This is a genomic window from Janthinobacterium sp. BJB401 (assembly GCF_013372745.1).
In the GTDB taxonomy this organism is placed as follows: Bacteria; Pseudomonadota; Gammaproteobacteria; order Burkholderiales; family Burkholderiaceae_D; genus Janthinobacterium; species Janthinobacterium rivuli.
The window spans coordinates 124892-145492 of the sequence record NZ_JABXFH010000005.1 but is presented as its reverse complement, the minus strand read 5'-3'; the positions used below and the strand labels follow the sequence as shown (position 1 = coordinate 145492).

The 20601-nt window shown below is 63.4% G+C and carries 19 protein-coding genes; 8 read left to right on the top strand and 11 right to left on the bottom strand.

Annotation, left to right across the window (positions count from 1 at the left end):
* The first annotated feature begins 41 nt into the window (after positions 1 to 41).
* From HWE17_RS05850 to HWE17_RS05820, 7 genes are all read left to right on the top strand, one after another.
* The gene (locus HWE17_RS05850) at positions 42 to 2171 is read left to right on the top strand and encodes a NosR/NirI family protein (RefSeq protein ID WP_176388150.1); all 2130 of its coding nucleotides are present in this window, start codon (positions 42 to 44) and stop codon (positions 2169 to 2171) included.
* 29 nt (positions 2172 to 2200) lie between these two features.
* The gene (locus HWE17_RS05845) at positions 2201 to 3469 is read left to right on the top strand and encodes a nitrous oxide reductase family maturation protein NosD (RefSeq protein WP_176388149.1); all 1269 of its coding nucleotides are present in this window, start codon (positions 2201 to 2203) and stop codon (positions 3467 to 3469) included.
* Positions 3438 to 4391 carry an ABC transporter ATP-binding protein gene (locus HWE17_RS05840; RefSeq protein WP_176388120.1) on the top strand — a complete coding sequence of 318 codons (954 nt, stop codon included), beginning with the start codon at positions 3438 to 3440 and terminating at the stop codon, positions 4389 to 4391. The genes HWE17_RS05845 and HWE17_RS05840 overlap by 32 nt, the downstream gene beginning before the upstream one ends.
* Positions 4375 to 5199, top strand: a complete 825-nt coding sequence (locus HWE17_RS05835) for an ABC transporter permease (RefSeq protein ID WP_200872998.1) — start codon at positions 4375 to 4377, stop codon at positions 5197 to 5199. Before HWE17_RS05840 ends, HWE17_RS05835 begins: the two co-directional genes overlap by 17 nt.
* Positions 5196 to 5717: a nitrous oxide reductase accessory protein NosL gene (locus HWE17_RS05830; RefSeq protein WP_070305655.1), complete on the top strand. Its 522-nt coding sequence runs from the start codon at positions 5196 to 5198 to the stop codon at positions 5715 to 5717. The genes HWE17_RS05835 and HWE17_RS05830 overlap by 4 nt, the downstream gene beginning before the upstream one ends.
* A 96-nt stretch (positions 5718 to 5813) precedes the next feature.
* Positions 5814 to 6131 carry a cytochrome c5 family protein gene (locus tag HWE17_RS05825; protein ID WP_034748852.1) on the top strand — a complete coding sequence of 106 codons (318 nt, stop codon included), beginning with the start codon at positions 5814 to 5816 and terminating at the stop codon, positions 6129 to 6131.
* Between the two features lie 48 nt (positions 6132 to 6179).
* A complete protein-coding gene (locus tag HWE17_RS05820; RefSeq protein ID WP_100875650.1) occupies positions 6180 to 7220 on the top strand; it encodes an FAD:protein FMN transferase in 1041 nt (346 codons plus the stop codon).
* A 3-nt stretch (positions 7221 to 7223) separates the two neighbouring features.
* On the opposite strand, the gene HWE17_RS05815 is transcribed toward HWE17_RS05820, so the two are convergent.
* On the bottom strand, positions 7224 to 7997 hold the full coding sequence (locus HWE17_RS05815) for a helix-turn-helix transcriptional regulator (protein WP_176388119.1): 774 nt from the start codon (positions 7995 to 7997) through the stop codon (positions 7224 to 7226).
* Between the two features lie 104 nt (positions 7998 to 8101).
* On the opposite strand from HWE17_RS05815, the gene HWE17_RS05810 reads away from it, so the two are divergent.
* Positions 8102 to 8869 carry a class I SAM-dependent methyltransferase gene (locus HWE17_RS05810; RefSeq protein ID WP_176388118.1) on the top strand — a complete coding sequence of 256 codons (768 nt, stop codon included), beginning with the start codon at positions 8102 to 8104 and terminating at the stop codon, positions 8867 to 8869.
* A 172-nt stretch (positions 8870 to 9041) separates the two neighbouring features.
* Here the strand turns inward: HWE17_RS05810 and HWE17_RS05805 are convergent, their stop codons facing one another.
* From HWE17_RS05805 to mraY, 10 genes are all read right to left on the bottom strand, one after another.
* On the bottom strand, positions 9042 to 9548 hold the full coding sequence (locus HWE17_RS05805; RefSeq protein WP_176388117.1) for a peroxiredoxin: 507 nt from the start codon (positions 9546 to 9548) through the stop codon (positions 9042 to 9044).
* Positions 9549 to 9730: 182 nt separating this feature from the next.
* Complete coding sequence (gene ftsZ / locus HWE17_RS05800; protein WP_034784974.1) at positions 9731 to 10939, bottom strand: cell division protein FtsZ; 1209 nt, start codon at positions 10937 to 10939, stop codon at positions 9731 to 9733.
* A 154-nt stretch (positions 10940 to 11093) separates the two neighbouring features.
* Positions 11094 to 12326 carry a cell division protein FtsA gene (gene ftsA, locus HWE17_RS05795; protein ID WP_010394955.1) on the bottom strand — a complete coding sequence of 411 codons (1233 nt, stop codon included), beginning with the start codon at positions 12324 to 12326 and terminating at the stop codon, positions 11094 to 11096.
* A gap of 42 nt (positions 12327 to 12368) precedes the next feature.
* Positions 12369 to 13181 (bottom strand): cell division protein FtsQ/DivIB, encoded by an 813-nt coding sequence (locus HWE17_RS05790; protein ID WP_035824841.1) that lies wholly within the window; start codon positions 13179 to 13181, stop codon positions 12369 to 12371.
* Between the two features lies 1 nt (position 13182).
* Complete coding sequence (locus HWE17_RS05785; RefSeq protein ID WP_369681707.1) at positions 13183 to 14151, bottom strand: D-alanine--D-alanine ligase; 969 nt, start codon at positions 14149 to 14151, stop codon at positions 13183 to 13185.
* Position 14152: 1 nt separating this feature from the next.
* The gene (gene murC / locus HWE17_RS05780) at positions 14153 to 15556 is read right to left on the bottom strand and encodes a UDP-N-acetylmuramate--L-alanine ligase (RefSeq protein ID WP_034748872.1); all 1404 of its coding nucleotides are present in this window, start codon (positions 15554 to 15556) and stop codon (positions 14153 to 14155) included.
* 10 nt (positions 15557 to 15566) lie between these two features.
* A complete protein-coding gene (gene murG / locus HWE17_RS05775) occupies positions 15567 to 16661 on the bottom strand; it encodes an undecaprenyldiphospho-muramoylpentapeptide beta-N-acetylglucosaminyltransferase (RefSeq protein ID WP_176388116.1) in 1095 nt (364 codons plus the stop codon).
* Complete coding sequence (ftsW, locus tag HWE17_RS05770; RefSeq protein WP_035824835.1) at positions 16658 to 17869, bottom strand: putative lipid II flippase FtsW; 1212 nt, start codon at positions 17867 to 17869, stop codon at positions 16658 to 16660. The genes murG and ftsW overlap by 4 nt, the downstream gene beginning before the upstream one ends.
* On the bottom strand, positions 17869 to 19425 hold the full coding sequence (gene murD / locus HWE17_RS05765; protein ID WP_176388115.1) for a UDP-N-acetylmuramoyl-L-alanine--D-glutamate ligase: 1557 nt from the start codon (positions 19423 to 19425) through the stop codon (positions 17869 to 17871). Before murD ends, ftsW begins: the two co-directional genes overlap by 1 nt.
* Complete coding sequence (mraY, locus tag HWE17_RS05760) at positions 19425 to 20600, bottom strand: phospho-N-acetylmuramoyl-pentapeptide-transferase (protein WP_099379770.1); 1176 nt, start codon at positions 20598 to 20600, stop codon at positions 19425 to 19427. The genes murD and mraY overlap by 1 nt, the downstream gene beginning before the upstream one ends.
* Between the last annotated feature and the right edge of the window lies 1 nt (position 20601).

The following is a 20601-nucleotide window of genomic DNA, read 5'->3' as shown; positions in this document are numbered from 1 at the left end:
CTACTTTAAAAACCTTGTTCAATTCTCTGGCGTCGTGCTTGATGTTACTGGCTATGCTGGCGCCGCCCATCGCCGCCGCCAACATCTACGACGCTGAACTTTCCTCCGAACTGTTGCACGGCGCCGACCTGTGCGCGCATGCCGCCTGCCGCGACGTGATGCCGCAAGCACAGCGCTTCTCGCAGCGCATGGGTTCTCCACGCTATGTGCAAGCGCTGGACGCCGGCGGCAAGCTCGTTGGCTACGTTTTCCTGTCAACCGACGTGGTGGATATTCCCGCCTATTCCGGCAAGCCGGTCATTACACTGATCGGCATGGACACCGCAGGCATCATTACCGGCGTGCGCGTGATCAAGCATTCCGAACCGATCCTGCTGGCCGGCATACCGGAATCGGCGCTGCTCAAGTTCATCGGACAATATGTCGGCCTGCGCGGTGACGCCAGGCTGGAAATTGGCCGTGGCGGCGATGGCAGCGTGGGATTGGACGCGATCAGCGGCGCCACCGTGACGGCCATCGCCGAGAACCAGGTAATTTCCCGCAGCGCCTATGAGATCGGCCGCCAGGTCGGCATCTTCACTGCGGCGGCGCGGCCGCCAGCCCGCTTCACGCCGCTCGACGAGCGCCTCAACTGGGGCAAGCTGGCCGACGAGGGCTCGGTCGGCCGCCTGACGATCACCGCGCGCGAAGTCGGCGCCGACAGCGCACGCGGCGACTACATCGATCTCTACTTCGGCTACCTCAACACGCCGACGCTGGGCAACAGCCTGCTGGGCGAGGACAACTACCAGCGCCTGATGCGCGACCTCAAGCCGGACGAGCATGCGATCTTCGTCATCGCCAGCGGCCAGACATCGTTCAAGGGCTCGGGCTTTGTGCGCGGCGGCATCTACGACCGCATCCAGGTGCGGCAAGATCCTGAAACCTACACCTTCCGCGATACCGACTATCTCAATCTGTATCACCTGCAGCCCGGCGATGTGCCCCAATACCGCGAATCGGGCATCTTCATCGTCCGCTCGAAACACTTCAATCCGGCGTGGCCCTGGACGCTGACGCTGCTGGTCAATCAGGTGGACGCCAAGGGCGCCAAGACCTTCACCCACTACGACCAGACATACTGGCTGCCGGCCCGCTATCTGGAAGGCGGCCATCCGAAAGTGGTGACGGCGCGCCCGGCGTGGCAAAACATCTGGCTGGACCGGATTGCGCAAATCGGCTTCTTCGTCGCCACCCTGTTGTTTACCGCCATCTGGTACGCACGACGCGACCGGCTGGTGCGTGCATCGACGCGCAAGCACAAGCCTTTGATCAGCTGGCCGCGGCTGGTGCTGTGGATCATCAGCGCCGGCTTCATCGGTTTCTACCTGAAGGCGCAGCCCAGCATCACGCAGATCATGACCTGGCTCCATTCGCTGATCCATCAATGGCGCTGGGAGCTGTTCCTGTCCGATCCCTTCATCTTCCTGTTCTGGTGGTTCATCATCATCACGGTGCTGATCTGGGGACGCGGCCTGTTCTGCGGCTGGTTATGTCCATTCGGCTCGCTGCAGCACCTGATGCTGAAACTCGGTTCCGCCATCGGCCTGAAACGCTGGCAGAAACTGCTGCCAAAACCACTGCACGACAAGCTGCGCTGGCTGAAGTACGCCATCTTCTTCGGCCTGATCGGCGTATCCCTGTTCTCAATGGAGACAGCCGAACATCTGGCCGAAATCGAACCCTTCAAGACCACTTTCCTGGTCGGCGTATGGAACCGCAGCTGGCCATTCTGGCTCTTTATCGGCGCCATTCTGGGCCTGTCGCTGTTCAGCGAGCGCCCCTACTGCAAATACCTGTGCCCGATGGGCGCGGGCCTGGCGCTGCCCGGCAAGTTCCGTCTGTTCGGTCTGAAGCGCAAGGCAGAATGCACCAGCTGCCACGCCTGCGCCGCCGGTTGCGGCTCGCACGCCATCGACAGCCAAGGCAAAATCGATCAGATGGAATGCATGCTGTGCCTGGACTGCATGGTGATGTACTACGACGATCACGCCTGTCCACCGCTGGTGAAAGAGCGCAAGCGGCGCGCTGCCAAGGGCGAAGCGCTGACGCGTATCGGCGCCGACGGCTACTTCCTTACGCTCGACAGCTTGCGCTCAACGCTGCCGTCGCAAGGCAAGGAAGACGCATGAGGCTGGCGCCTTCCACCCTGCTGGCGCTGATGCGCGCGCTGGTGCTGGCAGTCATACTGGCCGGCTATGGGCCGGGCCTGGCCGCCGCCGTGCTGGAAGTGGCGCCGGGCACGTCGATCAATGCGGCCATCGCCAGTGCGCAGAAAGGCGACACACTGCTGATCGCACCCGGCAGGTATAACGAACACGTGCTGGTCGACAAGGCGCTGACGCTGCAAGGGCGCAGCCATCCCACCATCAGCGGCCAAGGGCACGGCGACACCATCCGCATCACCGCCCCCGACGTCACCCTGATCGGCCTGATCGTGATCGACAGCGGCGCGGACCTCACTGCGCAGAACGCCGGCATTTATATCGTGCCTGGCGCGCATCGCGTACAGATCAACGACTGTCGACTGATCGCCAACCTGTTCGGCATCTGGCTGCAAGGCGTTGACGATGCGCGCTTGCTGAACAACACCATCACCGGCCGGCGCGACCTGCAATCGGCGCAGCGCGGCAATGGCATCCAGGTGTACGACACGCGCGGAGCGCGCGTCACCGGCAACGAAATCAGCGGCACGCGCGACGGCATCTATGTCGACGTCTCGCGCGACGCGCAATTTCGCCACAACCGCATCCACCATGTCCGCTACGGCACGCACTACATGAACACCCACCACAGTACCTGGGAAGACAACGAGGTATATCTGAGCCGGGCCGGGCTGGCGCTGATGGAGGTGCGCAGCCTGACCGTGCGCCGCAATATCGCGTGGGGCAATACCGATCACGGCATCATGCTGCGCACCATCCAGGACTCGCTGATCGAAGACAACGTGGTGGCCGGCAACGACCGTGGTTTTTTCATCTATGACGCCGAGTACAACACGCTGCGCCACAACCTGATCATCAATAACCGCACCGGCGTGCACCTGTCGGCCGGCTCGTCGAACAACCAAGTCGATGGCAACGACTTCATCGGCAACCAGGAGCAGGTGCGCTTTGTTGCCGCGCGCGATGTCGAATGGGGCAAACAGGAAGGCAACTACTGGAGCAATTACAACGGCTGGGACCAGAACGGCGACGGCCAGGGTGACGTGGCGTATGAAGCGAACGACCTGGTTGACCGTCTGAACTGGCAATACCCGCTGCTCAAGCTGCTCGGCGCCAGCCCCGCGCTGCAGACGCTGCGCTTTGCCGCGCGTCAGTTTCCGCTACTGCGCGCGCCAAGCGTAGTCGACCGCCATCCGCGCATGCGCCCGCTCTCACAGAATTGGAAGAAATGGAATGACATCGCTCCCCGCATTGAATACAACTGAAGCCGCCGTCAGCCTGCGCGGCATCCGGCATCGCTACGGCGCGCTCACGGTGCTGCAGGACGTCAGCTTTGACATCGCCCATGGCGCCATGTTCGGCCTGATCGGCCACAATGGCGCCGGCAAGAGTACGCTATTCAAGCTGATGCTCGGTCTGATCACGCCCTGCGCCGGCACGCTGCACGTACTGGGCCAGAACGCGGCCGAACCTGCCTTTCGCCAGACGCGCCGGCGCGTCGGCTATCTGCCGGAAAGTTTTCTCACCTACGACAACCTGAGTGGCCAGGAAGTACTGCACTTTTTTGCGGACTTGAAGCACATTGCGCGCGCTGCTTGCGCACCGTTGCTCGACCTGGTGGGCCTGACGCATGCCGCCGCGCGGCCGGTACAGGGGTACTCCAAGGGCATGCGCCAGCGGCTCGGCCTGGCGCAGGCTCTGCTGGGCGATCCGGACCTGATCTTCCTCGATGAGCCGACCAACGGATTGGACCCGCAAGGCATCGCCGACTTTTACGCCATCTTGCGCACCGCGCAGGACCGCGGCGCCACCATCGTCATCACCTCACACATCCTGGCAGAGATCGAGCACAGGGTCGACCAGCTGCTCATCATGCAGAGCGGCACGGTGGCCGCGCAAGGCACGCTGAGGCAGCTGCGGACGGGTACCCATGCGCCCCGGATGCTGACCATTACCGCCACGATTGCGCCTGCGCTGCAGGCGGGCGTGCGCGCGGCGCTGGCCGCGTTGCCGCTGGAGCTGGCGCTGGAGGCGCATGGCGAACAGCTGCACGTGCGCTGCGCCAGGGCCGACAAGATGGCGGTGCTGCGCCAGCTGGCCGCTTGCGCCGACGACATCGCGATTCAGGAATCGACATTGGAACAAGTATTTCTCGGCTACGGAGGCACCCATGCGCGCACGCATTGAATGGCGCCAGGTCGGCGTGCTGGCCGCAAAAGAATGGCGTGAGCGGCTGCGCAACCGCTGGGTGCTGGCCGTGGCGCTGGTGTTTGCCTTCTTCGCGCTGGCCATCGCCTACTTCGGCGCAGCCCAGCAGGGACAGGTTGGTTTCCACGGCATCGACGCCACTATCGCCAGCCTGTCCAGCCTGGTGATCTATCTGGTGCCGCTGATCGCCCTGATACTCGGCTATGACGCGATTGTCGGCGAGCGTGAGCGCGGCGCGCTGGAACTGCTGCTGTCGATGCCGGTGACGCCGCTGGAAGTGCTGCTCGGTAAATATCTCGGCCTGGCGGCGGCGCTCACCAGCGCCACCGCGATCGGCTTTGGCGCCGGCCTGCTGCCGCTGTTCTCGCAACTGACTGTGGCCGAGGGCTGGCGCTACGCCCAATTCGTCGCCAGCGCCGTGCTGATGGGACTGGCCTTCCTCAGCATTGCCATGCTGGTATCGGTCAGCACCCGCGACCGCGTCCGCGCCAGCGGCATTGCACTGGCGCTGTGGTTCCTGTTCGTGCTGGTGTTCGACCTGCTGCTGATGGGGGTGATGGTGCTCAGCCAGGGCCAGCTCGGTAGCGGCCTGTTCGCCGCCATGCTGATGCTGAACCCGGCCGACGTATTTCGCCTGCTGAACGTGTTCAGCTCGGACCAGGCGCAAGCCATGTATGGCCTGGCCACCGTGATGCCGCAAGGCTGGACCCACCCGGCGCTGCTGTCGGGCGTGATGCTAGCCTGGATTTTTTTACCGTTTTCTATCGCACTCAGGAGATTTTCATGACTATTTTCCACCTGCGCAGGAGCGCGCTGGCCGCACTGGCCACCCTTGCGCTGGCCGCCTGCACGTACAGCGCCACCAACCTGCCAGCCATTGATCCGTCCGACGAAGCCGCGTGTGCGCTGGACGGCATGCTGCTGCGCGACTTCCCCGGGCCGAAAGCGCAGGTTCGCTTCGCCGACGGCAAGACCAGCTACTTCTGTGACGTAAAAGAACTGCTCGGTGAAATGCTGGCGCCGGAACAGCGTCGCGCCACCAGCGCCTTCTACGTGCAGGACATGGGCAGCGCCAACTGGCAACAGCCGCAAGGCCACTGGATCGGGGCACACGACGCGCTCTATGTATTAGGCAGCAAGGCGCAGGGCTCGATGGGCCCGGCCATCGCCTCGTTCAGCCGGCAGGTGGACGCGGAAGCGTTTGTTCGCAAGGAAGGCGGCCGCGTGCTGCGCTTCAAGCAGATCACGCCGGCCCTGCTGAACGAAGCCAGCGGCGCCATGCCGACGCACGCCATGGCGCATTGAAGCACCACCGCCTGGGCCGGCATTGCCGTTCGGCGGAAAGCGCCGGTCCGTTTTTACCCCGGCATTTGCCGACTTACTTTTGAAAAGAGACAGACCATGAAGAAACTACTTGCACTGGCAGCAATGCTGGCAGCCATCACCTCTGCCACCAGCGCCGCCGCCGCGCCGGACGCCGCCAAGGTTGAGAAAACCTACTCCACCACCTGCCTGGCCTGCCACGGCAGCGGCATCATGGGCGCGCCCAAGGTTGGCGACAAGGCGGGATGGAAACCGCGTATCGCCAAAGGCAAGCCGGCGCTGTACCTGAGCGCCATCAACGGCGTGAAAATGATGCCGCCACGCGGCGGCAATCCAGGCCTGAAGGATGATGAAGTGAAAGCACTGGTCGACTACATGGTCGCCAAGAGCAATTAAAACTGCTGGCCGCCGCCTGCGCGCGGCGGCCACACCCGGAGACATTCCATGTTCACCCGCACGCTGCTGGCGCTACTGCTGTTCCTGACTGCTTGTTCCGGCGAGGAACGCCTCTACAAAACCCGGGGCCACGTGTTCGGCACCACGGTCGACATCACCATCTACGGTGGTTCGCAGCAGCGCGCCGACCTGCTTGGCGCCGAGGTATTGAGAGAATTCGATCGCCTGCACCGTAAATTCCACGCGTGGGAGCCAAGCATGCTCACCGCCCTCAACGACAGCATCGCCAAAGGCGAGCCAATGCGCGCCGACGCTGAAATGGTCGGCCTGCTAAAATCGGCCGAGAAGCTGTCAGTGCGTTCCGGCCTGCTGTTCAACCCCACCATTGGGCATCTGATCAGGCTGTGGGGCTTCCAGAAAAACGACATCGGCGCGCAGGGACCGCCGGCCGCCGAGATCAAGCGCTGGGTCGACGCGCGGCCATCGCTGTCCGACCTGCGCTACAACGGCAACATCATCAGCAGCGTCAACCCTGCCGTCATGATCGACCTCGGCGGCTACGCCAAAGGTTACGCGCTCGACCGCGCCGCCGCGCTGCTGCGCGAAGCGCACGTCAAGGCGGCGCTGGTCAACATCGGTGGCAACGTCATCGCCATCGGCCAGCCCGGTGAACGACCGTGGCAGGTCGGCATCCGCGATCCGCGTGGCGCCGGGACAGTTGCGCAGATCGCTTTGCGCGACAACGAAGCGATCGGCACCAGCGGTGACTATGAACGCTACTTCATGAAGGACGGCAAGCGCCGCCCGCACATCATCGACCCGCGCAGCGGCTACCCGATCGATCTGGTCGCTTCGGTCACCATCATCGCCAGCGGCGGCCGCGACCCTGGCCTGCGCTCGGACGGCCACTCCAAACCGCTGTTCATCACCGGCCCCCGAGACTGGCAAGCGATGGCGGAAAAACTCGACCTGAAAGAAGTGCTGATGGTTGACGCCCAGCGCAATGTCCACATGACAGCAGCCATGCAAGCGCGCATTGCAGGTGCAGAGCGGCACGAGCACGCCGGGACCTGGCAAGCACGCGAGTGACGTCTACGACACAGGCAACAGCATCACCAGCTTCAGTTCATGCTGGCGCGCCAGGTGCAAGGTCACCTGGTTGAAACTGAGCGCACCCTGCAGCGGATGCTGGAAGCTGCGCAAGCCGCCATCGCGCCCCAGTACTTGCTGCGCACTCCACCACAGCCGGAATTCCAGGCTGGCGCCGGTCAGTTCCGCAATCAGGCCGGCCAGTGGCGCCTGGTCTGCGTGGCGACCGATATCGGCGCGGAACTCCGCCACCAGGCGGCGCGCCCGCTCGGGCCAACCGACGACGAGCTCGCGCGCAGCCGCATCGAGGAACATGAAGCGCAGTTGGTTCGGCGCGCCCTCCCCTGCCTGCAGCCAGCCAGCAAACAAGGTGGACGCGGCCCCGTTCCACGCCACGGCGTTCCATTCCCGGTCGAGGATGTACGCGGGCGCGTCGATGGCGGACACGATGGCGGCCAGTTCGGCGCTGGCAGGCCCCCCGCCCTCGCCCGTCCCATGACTGGGGTCATGCTTATCGGCCACCTCGAACAGATAGGCGCGCTCGGCCGCGCTCAGCTGCAGCACCTGCGCCAGGCGGGCCAGCATCTTGGCCGAGGCCGACACGGGCCGCCCCTGCTCCAGCCACGTCAGCCAGGTGGGACTGACGTCGCACAGCTGCGCCAGCTCTTCGCGCCGCAAGCCCGGCGTGCGCCGCCGCCCGCCACCGGGCAAGCCAGCCATGGCGGGGGTGACGGCTTCGCGCCGGGCGCGGATGAATTCAGCGAGTTTGTTCGACATGGCAAGGCTGCATGGTAGTAAATATACCAGTATAAGTTATGGTCTTGTTACAGGATAATTTTATCCCTATTCTGCAGGAACTCACCCATCACCAGGAGAAAACCATGCAGCAGCACGATGTCGTTACCGAAGAGTTTGGCAAGACGGCCAACGCCTACCTGAGCAGCGCCGTCCACGCGCAAGGCGCCGACCTGGTGCTGATGCAGGAATGCGCGCGCCGCCACGGCAAACCGGTGGTGCTCGACCTGGGCTGCGGCGCTGGCCACGCCAGCTTTGCCGTCGCTCCCGTGGCGCAATCGGTAGTCGCCTACGACCTGGCCCAGCCCATGCTCGACGTCGTCGACCACGCGAAGGCGCAGCGCGGCTTGCACAACATCAGCACGCAGCAGGGCGACGTGGCGCGCCTGCCGTTTGCCGACGCCAGCTTCGACATGGTCGTCACGCGCTTTTCCGCGCACCACTGGAACGACGTGGCGGGAGCACTGGCGGAAGCGTGGCGCGTGCTGCGCCCGAACGGCACCTTGCTCGTGGTCGACATCGTCGCGCCCAAGACGGCCCTGTACGACAGCACCTTGCAGGCGGTGGAAATGCTGCGCGACGCGTCCCACGTGCGCGACTACCGCACCTGCGAATGGGGTGCCAAGTTCGACAACGCAGGTTTTAGCCACAGCTTGCGCAGCGTGTGGAAGCTGACGATGCAGTTCGATGAATGGGTGGCGCGCATGCGCACACCAAGCGAAAGAGTGGCGGCCATCCGCAACCTGTTCGATGGCGCGCCCGAGGAAGCGAGAACATATTTCGCGCTGCAGGACGATTATTCGTTCAGCATCGATGCGGCCATGTTCGAGGCAACAAAACCGTCGGTACAGTAAACGTCAAAACGGCGCCGATGGCGCCGTTTTGATTTACGCGTAGGTTGGATTAGCGCGTAGCGCGTAATCCAACGATGCCACAGCAAACGTGATGACAACTCAGCACGTCGGCTTACGCTGCGCTAAGCCGACCTACGCCGGCCTACACAGGCCTACCCAGCCTACGCTCTGCTTAAGCCAGCTGGCCCAGCAGCGTCTCGGCATTCGATACTTCAAACTTGCCGCCCTGCTCGACGTTCAATTGCGTCACGACGCCATTGTCGACCAGCAGCGAGTAGCGCTGCGAGCGCGTGCCCATGCCGTGCTTGGAGAAATCGGCGTCCAGGCCCAGTGCCTTGCTGTAAGCGGCATTACCGTCAGCCATCATGCGCACGATGCCGGTGGCTTTCTGATCGCGGCCCCAGGCGCCCATCACGAACGCATCGTTGACGGAGATGCACCAGATTTCATCGACGCCTTTGGCTTTCAGGTCGGCAGCGTGCTGCACGTAGCCTGGCACGTGCTGTGCGGAGCAGGTCGGGGTGTAGGCGCCTGGCAGGCCGAAGATGGCGATCTTCTTGCCCTTGACCAGGTCTTGCACGTTGAACGTGTTCGGGCCCAGTGCGCAACCTTCGGTTTCGCTTTCGATGAATTCAGCCAGGGTGCCTTCTGGCAGGGTGTCGCCGATCTTGATGGTCATGTTGACTCCTTGTGTACTGTCGGTTGAGGATGCTGCCGGCATGATGCCGACACTGCGCGATAGTATGCCTGACTTGCCGTATTTGTGCAGAAAATGGCCGGAAAGGCAAAGTCAAAAGTCAAAAACCGGCAAAAAAACGGCGACCCTCAGGCCGCCGTCATCGTTGCATACATCAAACCACCTTAGTCAGCCTGTTTGCGCAGGAAGGCTGGAATGTCGTACGTCTCCATGCCATTCTTTTCCATCGCGCGCACTTGCTCGGAAGCCGATTCGCGGCGCCATACTGCCGGCGCCTTCATGCCGTCGAAACCGGCGGCCGGCGTGGCCACGCCAACCGTCGTCGTCGCCGCCTGCGCGCTACCCATGGCAGCCGATGGGGTCAACGGGCTGTTGTGGGTACCGGTGCGCAGCACTTGCTGCGGTACCAGCTGGATGTTTTTCTTCGCACGGCCCAGACCCGTGGCCACCACGGTCACGCGGATGTCGTCGCCCATGGCGTCGTCGTAGGCGATACCCTGCGCGATCGACGCGTCCGGCGCGGCAAACGCGCGCACGGCAGCCATGACTTCCTTGATCTCTTTACCTTTCAAGCCACGGCTGGCCGTGACGTTGACCAGCACGCCGCGCGCGCCGGACAGGTCGATACCGTCCAGCAGCGGCGAAGCGACAGCCTGTTCGGCGGCGATACGCGCGCGGTCGACACCGGACGCCGTCGCCGTGCCCATCATGGCCTTGCCCTGCTCGCCCATGATGGTTTTCACGTCGTTGAAGTCGACGTTGATATGGCCAGGCACGTTGATGATCTCGGCAATGCCGGCCACCGCGTTGTTGAGCACATCATCGGCGTGCTGCATCCATTCCAGCATGCTTTCGTCTTCGTAGATCTCTTCCAGCTTTTCGTTGAGGATGATGATCAGCGAGTCGACGTGCAGGGACAGCTGCTCCAGGCCTTCGTCGGCGATGTCCATGCACTTCTGGCCTTCGTACGAGAACGGTTTCGATACCACGGCCACCGTCAGCGCGCCCAGTTCCTTGGCCACTTCGGCCACGATGGGAGCGGCGCCCGTGCCCGTGCCGCCGCCCATGCCGGCGGCGATGAAGACCATGTGCGCGCCGCGCAGCGAATCGGCGATGCGCGCGCGCGATTCTTCGGCCAACTGGCGGCCGACGGCAGGCTTCATGCCGGCGCCCAGACCGGTATCGCCGATCTGGATGATGTTATGGGCTTTCGATGTCGACAGGGCCTGTGCGTCGGTGTTGGCGGCAATGAACTCCACACCCGACATGCCTTTGTTGATCATGTGTTGGACTGCATTGCCACCCGCACCGCCGACGCCGACGACCTTGATGACGGTACCTAAAGCTGTGTTATCGACCATATCGAACTCCATGATGTGCTCCTATCAGATGCGGTTTCCAAGCGCCAGGCCTCATATTGGTAGGAGAACTGGAGATTGAAAACTGCGGTTAAATATAAAATAAAGTTATGTGTGTGTACCTGCGATGCTGCCAAAAAACCTGTACTGCCGGGCGCAAATCATGCCCTTAAAAATTCCCTAAAAACCATTCCTTCATGCGCTGCCAGACTGCCTTCACCGAGCCGTCCTGACGCGTCACGATGTGGCCGCGCAGGTATTGCTTCTTCGCTTCCAGCAGCAGGCCCAATACCGTGGCATAGCGCGGACTGCGCACCACGTCGGCCAGCTGGCCCCGATACTCGGGCGTGCCAAGGCGCGCCGGTTTCAGGAAAATGTCTTCCGCCATTTCCACCATGCCGGGCATGATGGAGGTGCCGCCCGTGAGCACGATGCCCGACGACAGCACGCCCTCGTAGCCGGATTCGCGCACCACCTGGTGCACCATGGCGAACAGTTCTTCGACGCGCGGTTCGATCACGGCCGCCAGCGCCTGGCGCGACAGGTTGCGCGGGCCGCGGTCGCCCAGTCCAGGCACTTCCAGCGATTCGCCGGGATCGGCCAGGACCTGCTTGGCCACGCCATAGCGGATCTTGATTTCTTCCGCTTCCGCGGTCGGGGTGCGCAAGGCCATGGCGATGTCGTTGGTGATCTGGTCGCCGGCGATGGGGATGACTGCCGTATGGCGGATCGCGCCATCGGAAAATACCGCCACATCGGTCGTGCCGCCGCCGATGTCGATCAGCACCACGCCCAGTTCCTTCTCGTCGGGCGTGAGCACCGCATCGGCGGACGCCATCGGCTGCAGGATCAGGTCCGATACTTCCAGGCCGCAGCGGCGCACGCACTTGACGATGTTCTGCACCGCCGACACGGCGCCGGTGACGATATGCACCTTCACCTCCAGGCGGATGCCGCTCATGCCGATAGGCTCGCGAACATCTTCCTGGCTGTCGACGATGAACTCTTGCGGCACCGTGTGCAGCAATTGCTGATCGGTCGGAATGTTAACCGCTTTTGCCGTCTCGATGACGCGCGCCACGTCGGTCGCCGTCACTTCCTTGTCCTTGATGGCCACCATGCCGCTGGAATTGAAGCTGCGGATATGGCTGCCCGCAATGCCCGCGTACACATTGCGGATCTTGCAGTCGGCCATCAGCTCGGCCTCTTCCAGCGCGCGCTGGATGGACTCCACCGTGGCCTCGATATTGACCACCACGCCTTTTTTCAGGCCCTTCGATTCGTGCTGGCCCAGCCCGATCACTTCGTGGCGCCCGTCGGACATCACTTCGGCTACCACCGCCACCACTTTCGAGGTGCCGATGTCGAGGCCGACGATCAGGTTTTTCGCGTCTTTTGTCATTTCTGTCGCCTACTGTATGGGCTATAAATTAAAATTATTCGGTTAAGTCGGTTTTTTAACCGGACTACTGTTTTTCTTCTTCATGACTGGCTTTCCATCCTTGCCTTCGGCCGGTATCACCAGGCCGGCGGAACTGAGCGCCAGGCCATTCTGGTAGCGCATATCGATCGTGTCGATATTTTCCAGCCGGCTCGCCAGTTGCGGATAGATGCCCACCAGCCGGTCGACCCGCGCCTTCAGGGTCGTATGATTCTGTTCGCGCCCCAGCGCCACGCTCATGCCGTTATCCAGTTTCACGGTCCACGCATAGCGGCTCGACAGCGACAGGGTTTCCGGCACCATCTTCAGCGGCGCAAACCACTTGGCCAGCTGCACGTAGGTGGCCAGTACTTCCTTTTCGCTGCCATCGGGGCCGGCAAACGCTGGCAATTCATGGTCGTCTTCCGCTTCGGCCACATTGGCCGTAAACACGTCGCCCTTGACCGACAGCAAACGCCCGTCCTCGCCCCAGGTGCCCAGCGCTTCGTGTTCTTCCAGCGCCACGATCAGCTGGTTCGGCCACTCGCGCCGCACGCTGGCACGGCGTACCCAGGGCACCGATTCAAACACGCCGCGCACGCTTTCCAGGTTGGTCGTGAAGAAGTTGCCCTTGATGCGGCCCAAGGTGCCGCTGCGCAGGGTCAGGTAATTCACGTGGCGCAGGCCCTTGTCGTCCGCGCTTTCCACCTTGATCGTGCGCAGGTCGAACATGGGACGCTGCGACACCCACCAGACGCCGGCCGCCACGCACACGACCAGAACCGCGGCCAGCAAGCCGTTGGCAGTCGTATTGAGGCTTTTAGCGTCATGCCACATATCAGTGCTGTCCCTTGTGCATTTTCAGACGCGCGCCAGCGACGATTTCCAGGCACAGGTCTTCATAGCTGATGCCCACCGCGCGCGCCGCCATCGGCACGAGCGAGTGACCCGTCATGCCGGGCGAGGTATTCACTTCCAGCAGGAACAGCTTGCTGTCGGCCGCGCGCATCAGCACGTCGACCCGTCCCCAGCCTTCGCAGCCGAGGGCGCGGTAGGCTGCCACGGCGATGCGTTCCATCTCCGCCACGATCGCCGGGTCCAGCTGCGGCGGGCAGAAATACTGCGTGTCATCCGTGAAGTACTTGTTCTGGTAATCGTAATTGCCTTGCGGCGCGACGATCTCAATCGGCGGCAGCGCGCGCGCCGTGGCGCCCTTGCCCAGGATCGCGACGGTGAATTCGCGGCCCGTGATGAATTCCTCGGCCAGCACCGAATCATCGAGACCGGCGGCGATATCGTAGGCTGCCTGGAAGGCCGATGCTTCGTTGACGGTGGTGATGCCGATGCTCGAACCTTCGTGCGGCGGCTTGACGATCAGCGGCAAGCCCAGTTCCGCGGCGACCTTGGCCAGGTCGGAGCTGTCATCGAGCACCGCGTACTGTGGCGTCGGCAGTTGATGCATCAGCCAGATCATCTTGGTGTAAACCTTGTCCATGCCCACCGCGCAAGCCATCACGCCGCTGCCCGTGTAGGGAATGCCCAGCTGTTCCAGCGCGCCCTGCAGGCTGCCGTCTTCGCCGAAGCGGCCGTGCAGCGCGATGAAGACGCGGTCGAATTGTTCAGCGGCCAGTTCGGCCAGGCTGCGTTCACCCGTGTCGAACGCGTGCGCGTCCACGCCACGGCTTTTCAGTGCCGCCAGCACGCCCGTGCCGGACATCAGCGACACTTCGCGCTCGGCCGAACTGCCGCCGAACAGGACGCCGACCTTGCCCAATTGTTTTACGTCGATAGCTGAAGCTTGGTTCACGTCAGGCCTTTACAGTGTTGGATGGATACGTAGTCAGTTGTTGCGGGATGCCGCTGATCGAGCCCGCGCCCATGGTCAGCACGACGTCGCCGTCGCGCGCCACGCTCATGATGGTGTCGGCCATGTCCTTCATGGATTCGACGAAAATCGGTTCGATCTTGCCGCGCGCGCGCAGCGCATGCGCCAGGGCGCGGCCGTCGGCGGCGACGATAGGCGCTTCGCCTGCCGCATACACTTCGGACAGCAGCAATACGTCGGGCGCACCGAGCACTTTCACGAAATCTTCGAACAGGTCGCGTGTGCGGCTGTAGCGGTGCGGCTGGAACGCCAGCACCAGGCGGCGGCCCGGATAGGCGGCGCGCGCGGCGGCCAGGGTCACTTCCGTTTCCACAGGGTGATGGCCGAAATCGTCGACCAGCGCGAAGCTGCCGCCGTTCGGCAGCGCCACGTCGCCGTAGCGCGTGAAGCGGCGGCCCACGCCGGAAAATTCCGCCAGGCCTTGCTGCGTGGCGCTGTCGGCGATGCCGATTTCGCGCGCGATGGCGATCGCCGAGCAGGCATTCTGCACATTGTGCATGCCCGGCTGGTTCAGCACCACGTCCAGGTCGGGATAGCCTTCCTGCAGCACCGTGAAATGCATTTCCAGGCCCACGGCACGCGCGTTGATGGCGCGCACTTGCGCGTCTTCCGCGAAACCGTAGGTGGTGACCGGCTTGGTGACGGACGGGATGATGGCGCGTACGTGCGGATCGTCGATGCACAGCATGGCGCGGCCATAGAAAGGCAAGCGGTGCGTGAACTGCACGAAGGCCTGCTTGAGCTTTTCGAAATCGTGCTCGTAGGTATCCATGTGATCGGCGTCGATATTCGTGATCACTTCGATCATCGGCGTCAGATTCAGGAACGAGGCGTCCGATTCATCGGCTTCGGCCACCAGATAGTCGCCCGAGCCCAGCTTGGCGTTCGCGCCGGCGCTGGTCAAACGGCCGCCGATGACGAAAGTAGGGTCGAGACCGCCCTGCGCCAGCACGGAGGCGACCAGGCTGGTGGTCGTCGTCTTGCCGTGCGTGCCGGCAATCGCAATGCCGCGTTTCAAACGCATCAACTCGCCGAGCATCACGGCGCGCGGCACCAGCGGAATCTTGCGCGCGCGCGCGGCCGCCACTTCCGGGTTGTCTTGCGGGACGGCGCCCGACGTCACCACCGCATCGGCGTCGCCGATGTTCTCGGCCGCGTGACCCAGCATGACGGTCGCGCCCAGGCTCGCCAGGCGCTGCGTCGCCGCATTGCTGCCCAGGTCCGAACCCGACACCTTGTAGCCGAGGTTGACCAGCACTTCGGCAATGCCGCTCATGCCGCTGCCGCCAATGCCGACAAAGTGGATATTGTTTACTTTATGCTTCACAGAGCTAACCTCATGCCAGTTTTTCCAATACGTGTGCGATCGCCTCATTGGCGTCGCGCTTGCCTGCTGCCAGCGCCGCTTGCGCCATGTGCTGGCAGGTATCCCGCGTCAAGGACGTCAGCAATGTGCTCAGCGACGCCGCGCTCATTTCCGTCTGCGGCAGATGAATCGCCGCGCCTTGTTTCGCCATCCATTGCGCGTTGTCGCGCTGGTGGCTGGTGGTCGACGCCACCAGCGGCACGAGCACGCTGGCCACGCCGGCCGCCGTCAATTCCGACAGGGTGATCGCGCCTGCGCGGCAAATCACCAGGTCGGCCTCGGTATACGCCTTGGCCATGTCGTCGATGAAGTCGACCACATTGGCTTGCACGCCCGCCTGCGCATATGCGGCATGCAGGGCGTCGATATTCTTCTTGCCCGACTGGTGCGTCACCAGCGGACGCTCGGCTTCCGGCATCAGCGCCAGCGCGGCAGGCAGATTATCATTCAGCGCTTTCGCGCCCAGGCTGCCGCCGACCACCAGGATGCGCAGCGGTCCACTGCGGCCCGCGAAGCGCGCGGCTGGCGGCGCCATGGCGAGGATCTCGGCGCGCACGGGATTGCCCGTGACGACGGCCTTGCCGGCGGCGCTGCCGAAATCGGCGGGAAAGCCGAAGCACACCTGCTGCGCCAGCGGCACCAGGGTCTTGTTCGACAACAGCAGCGCCGCGTCGGCATTGACCAGCACCAGCGGCACGCCCTTCAGGCGCGCCATCAGGCCGCCCGGCACGGTGACGTAGCCGCCCATGCCCATCACCACGTCCGGCTTGCGGCTGGCGATGAAACGGCGGATGGCAAAGAAACTGGCCAGCATTTTGAAGCCGCCCTTGAGCGTATGCGCCAGGCCCTTGCCGCGCATGCCGGAGAACGCGATGGCGTCCATGGGAATGCCGCTCTTCGGCACCAGGTCCTGCTCCATGCCATGGGTCGTGCCCAGCCAGCTCACTTCCCAGCCGCGCGCGCGCATCGTCTGCGCAATCGCCAGGCCCGGGAAAATATGGCCGCCGGTGCCGGCCGCCATGATCATCAGTCTTTTTGTCGTTTTCAAGTTCGTCACGTTGTTCATAGCCGGCCCCCGCGCATCAGGATCCGGTTTTCGTAGTCGATGCGCAGCAGGATCGCCAGGCCGATACAGTTAATCAGTACGCCCGTGCCGCCATAGCTCATCAAGGGCAAGGTCAGGCCCTTGGTCGGCAGCAGGCCCAGGTTCACGCCCATGTTGATGAAGGTCTGCACGCCGATCCAGATGGCGATGCCCTTCGCCGTCAGTCCCGCGAAGGTCTGGTCGATGGCGATCGCCTGGCGGCCGATGTCGAACGCCCGCTTGATAATCCAGTAAAACATGCCGATCACGACCAGCACGCCGACCAGGCCCAGTTCCTCGCCGATCACGGCCAGCAAGAAGTCCGTATGCGCTTCGGGCAGGTAATGCAGCTTTTCCACGCTGCCGCCCAGTCCCACGCCAAACAGCTCGCCGCGCCCGAAGGCGATCAAGGAGTGCGTCAGCTGATACGCCTTGTTCAGCGCATTGTCTTCCTGCCACGGATCGAGATACGCAAAAAACCGCTCGCGGCGGAATTTCGACAGGGCGATGATGGTGACGAAGATCGCCGTCAGCATGGCGCCGATGCCGCCGAACCAGATGGCGTTGACGCCGCCCAAAAACAGGATGCCCATGGCGATGCAGACGATCACGCCGAAAGCACCGAGGTCGGGCTCCATCAGCAGCAGCAGGCCGACGAAGCTGACGGCCAGCGCCATCGGCATGAAACCCTTGGTCAGCTTGTGCATGTATTCCTGCTTGCGCACCGTGTAGTCGGCCGCGTACAGCACCATCACCACCTTCATCAGCTCGGACGGCTGCGGCCGCAGGCCCGGCAGGTTCAGCCAGCGGCGACCGCCATTGACCGACACGCCCAGGCCCGGTATCAAGACCATCACCAGCAGCACCAGGGTGCCGATGAACAGCCACGGCGCCATCTTTTGCCAGGTGGCGACGGGGATGCGGAACACCAGCGCGCCGACAATGATCGAAATACCGATGAACAGCGCCTGGCGCACGACGAAATAATTGTTCGTGTAGGCGGCGAACTTGCGCGCATCCGACAGCGAAATCGACGCCGAATACACCATCACCATGCCCAGCAACATGAGTAGCAGAACGACCCATACCAGCGGCTTGTCATAGTCCATCATCTTCGACTGCCGCGCGCGGCTATCCAGCGGCTTGGCAGCCGAGCCGGAACCAAAGCTGAAGGGCAGTTGGAAGGCCATCAGATATCCTGTCCGTTTTCCAGGGCGATGTCGCGCACGGCGTCAACAAACACCTGCGCGCGGTGCGCATAGTTCTTGAACATGTCCAGGCTGGCGCACGCGGGAGACAGCAGCACGCAATCGCCGGCCAGCGCCAGGCTGCTGGCGCGCTTGACGGCTTCCGGCAAGCTGGCGCAGTCGACGATGTCCACGCCGGACGGTTCAAGCGCCGCGCGCAAGGCTGGCGCATCGCGCCCGATCAGCACCACGGCGCGCACGTAGCGCGACACGGGTTCGGCCAGGGGCGAGAAATCCTGCCCCTTGCCGTCGCCGCCGGCGATCAGCACCAGACGCTGTTCCGCGCCGCCAAACGCCTTGCCCAGGCCAAACAGGGCGGCTACCGTCGCGCCCACGTTCGTGCCCTTGCTGTCGTCGTAATACTCGACTTCATTGACGGCCGTGATCAGTTCCACGCGGTGCGGCTCGCCCTGGTATTCGCGCAAGCCATGCAGCAGCGGCGCGAATGGCAAGCCGATGGCGCGGCACAGGGCCAGCGCCGCCAGCGCATTCGCGGCATTGTGCTGGCCGCGGATTTTCAGCGCGTCGGCCGGCATCAGTTTTTTCGCCATCGTCGGCACCGGTTCCGGCGCCGGATCGTTCTTTCTGCGTTTTTTCTCGATCACTTCTTCGCTGGGCACGGCCTGCGCCAGCCAGAAGATGCCCCGTTCATTCACCAGGCCAAAGCTGTCGACTTCCGCCGGCTCGCCCGTGCCGAAGGTGATCGTCTCGGCCAGCGGATCGGCCATGTGCATCACAAGCGCATCGTCGCGGTTCAGGATGCGCACGGTCTGGTCGCCGAAGATGCGCGCCTTGTCGGCAGCGTAGGCCGCCATGTCGCCATGCCAGTCCAGGTGGTCCTGCGACAGATTCAAGACCGTGGCCGCATCGGCCTGCAGGCTGAACGTCGTGTGCAGCTGGAAGCTCGATAGCTCCAGGATCCACGCCTGCGGCAAGGTGCTGGCGACGGCTTCGGCGGCTTCTTCTCCTTCAGCCACAGGCTGCGGCGCCGGTTCGGCATCGAGCACTTCGCGCAGCACGTCCAGTGCGGCCGGGCTGATATTGCCGGCTACGCGCGTGAGCAATCCCGCGCGTTCGCACAGCAGGCCTACCAGGCTGGTGACGGTCGTCTTGCCATTCGTGCCAGTGATGGCGATGACTTTCGGCGCATAGCCGCGTTCCGCCTTGAGCGCGGCCAGCGCCTGCGCGAACAGTTCGATCTCGCCCCACACGGGGATATTTTTTTCAACTGCGGCCGGCGCGATTGCCGCCAGTTCGCGGCCAGGTGCCAGGCCAGGGCTGACGGCGACGAAGTCGACGCCATCGAGCAGGTCGGCCGTGAAGGCGCCGGCGATGAACTGCGCCTGCGGCACGGCGGCCTGCAAGGCTGCCAGGCGCTCCGGGGTTTCCCTTGTATCGGCTACCCGCACGGTCGCACCGCTGCGGGCCAGCCACAGGGCCATGGCCAGGCCTGACTCCCCGAGGCCCAGTACCAGTGCGGTTTTAGCGTCGTACATCATCAGCGCAGCTTCAAGGTGGTCAGGCCGAGCAGCACCAGCATCATGGTGATGATCCAGAAACGCACGACAACCTGCGTCTCCTTCCAGCCTTTTTGTTCAAAATGGTGATGCAATGGCGCCATCAGGAAGACGCGGCGGCCAACGCCAAAGCGCTTCTTGGTGTACTTGAACCAGACGACCTGGATGATCACGGACAGCGTTTCAACGACGAAGATGCCGCCCATGATGAACAGGACGATTTCCTGGCGCACGATGACGGCGACGGTACCCAATGCGCCGCCCAGTGCCAGCGCGCCCACGTCGCCCATGAACACTTTCGCGGGGTGCGTGTTATACCAGAGGAAGGCCAGGCCGGAACCGGCCAGCGCGCCGCAGAAGATCACCAGCTCGCCGGCGCCAGGAATGTGCGGGATGAACAGGTAGCGCGCATACGTGGCGTTACCCGTCAGATAGGCGAACAGGCCCAGAGCCGTGCCCACCATCACGGTTGGCATGATGGCCAGACCATCGAGGCCGTCGGTGAAATTGACGGCGTTGCTGGTGCCGACGATGACGCAATAGGTCAGCGCGATGAAGCCCCACACGCCCAGCGGATAGCTGATGGTCTTGAAGAACGGGACGATCAGATCGGCCTTCGGCGGCAAGTCCATGGCGAAGCCCGATTGCACCCAGGCGTAGATCAGATTCCACACCTGGCCGGCATTGGGCTCGGAGATGGAGACGGAAAACGCCAGGTAAAAGGCGGCGGCGAGGCCGATCAGCGACTGCCAGAAGTATTTCTCGCGCGAGCGCATGCCTTCCGGATCCTGGTGCACCACCTTGCGGTAGTCGTCGGCCCAGCCGATGGCGCCAAAGCCCAGGGTGACGATCAGCACGGGCCAGATGAAGCGGTTCGACAGGTCGGCCCACAGCAAGGTGGAAATGCCGATGGCGATGAGAATCAGCACACCGCCCATGGTGGGGGTGCCGTGTTTTTTCAGATGCGTTTGCGGGCCGTCCGTACGCACGGCCTGGCCGACCTTCATGCGCGTGAGCATGCGGATCACGGCGGGACCGGCGCACAGGCCGATCAGGATCGCCGTCAAGGTGGCGAAGACGGCGCGGAACGTGATGAAGTTAAAGACCCGCAGTGGGCCAATGTCGTCCTGGAAATAATGAGCGAGCCAGAGCAGCATG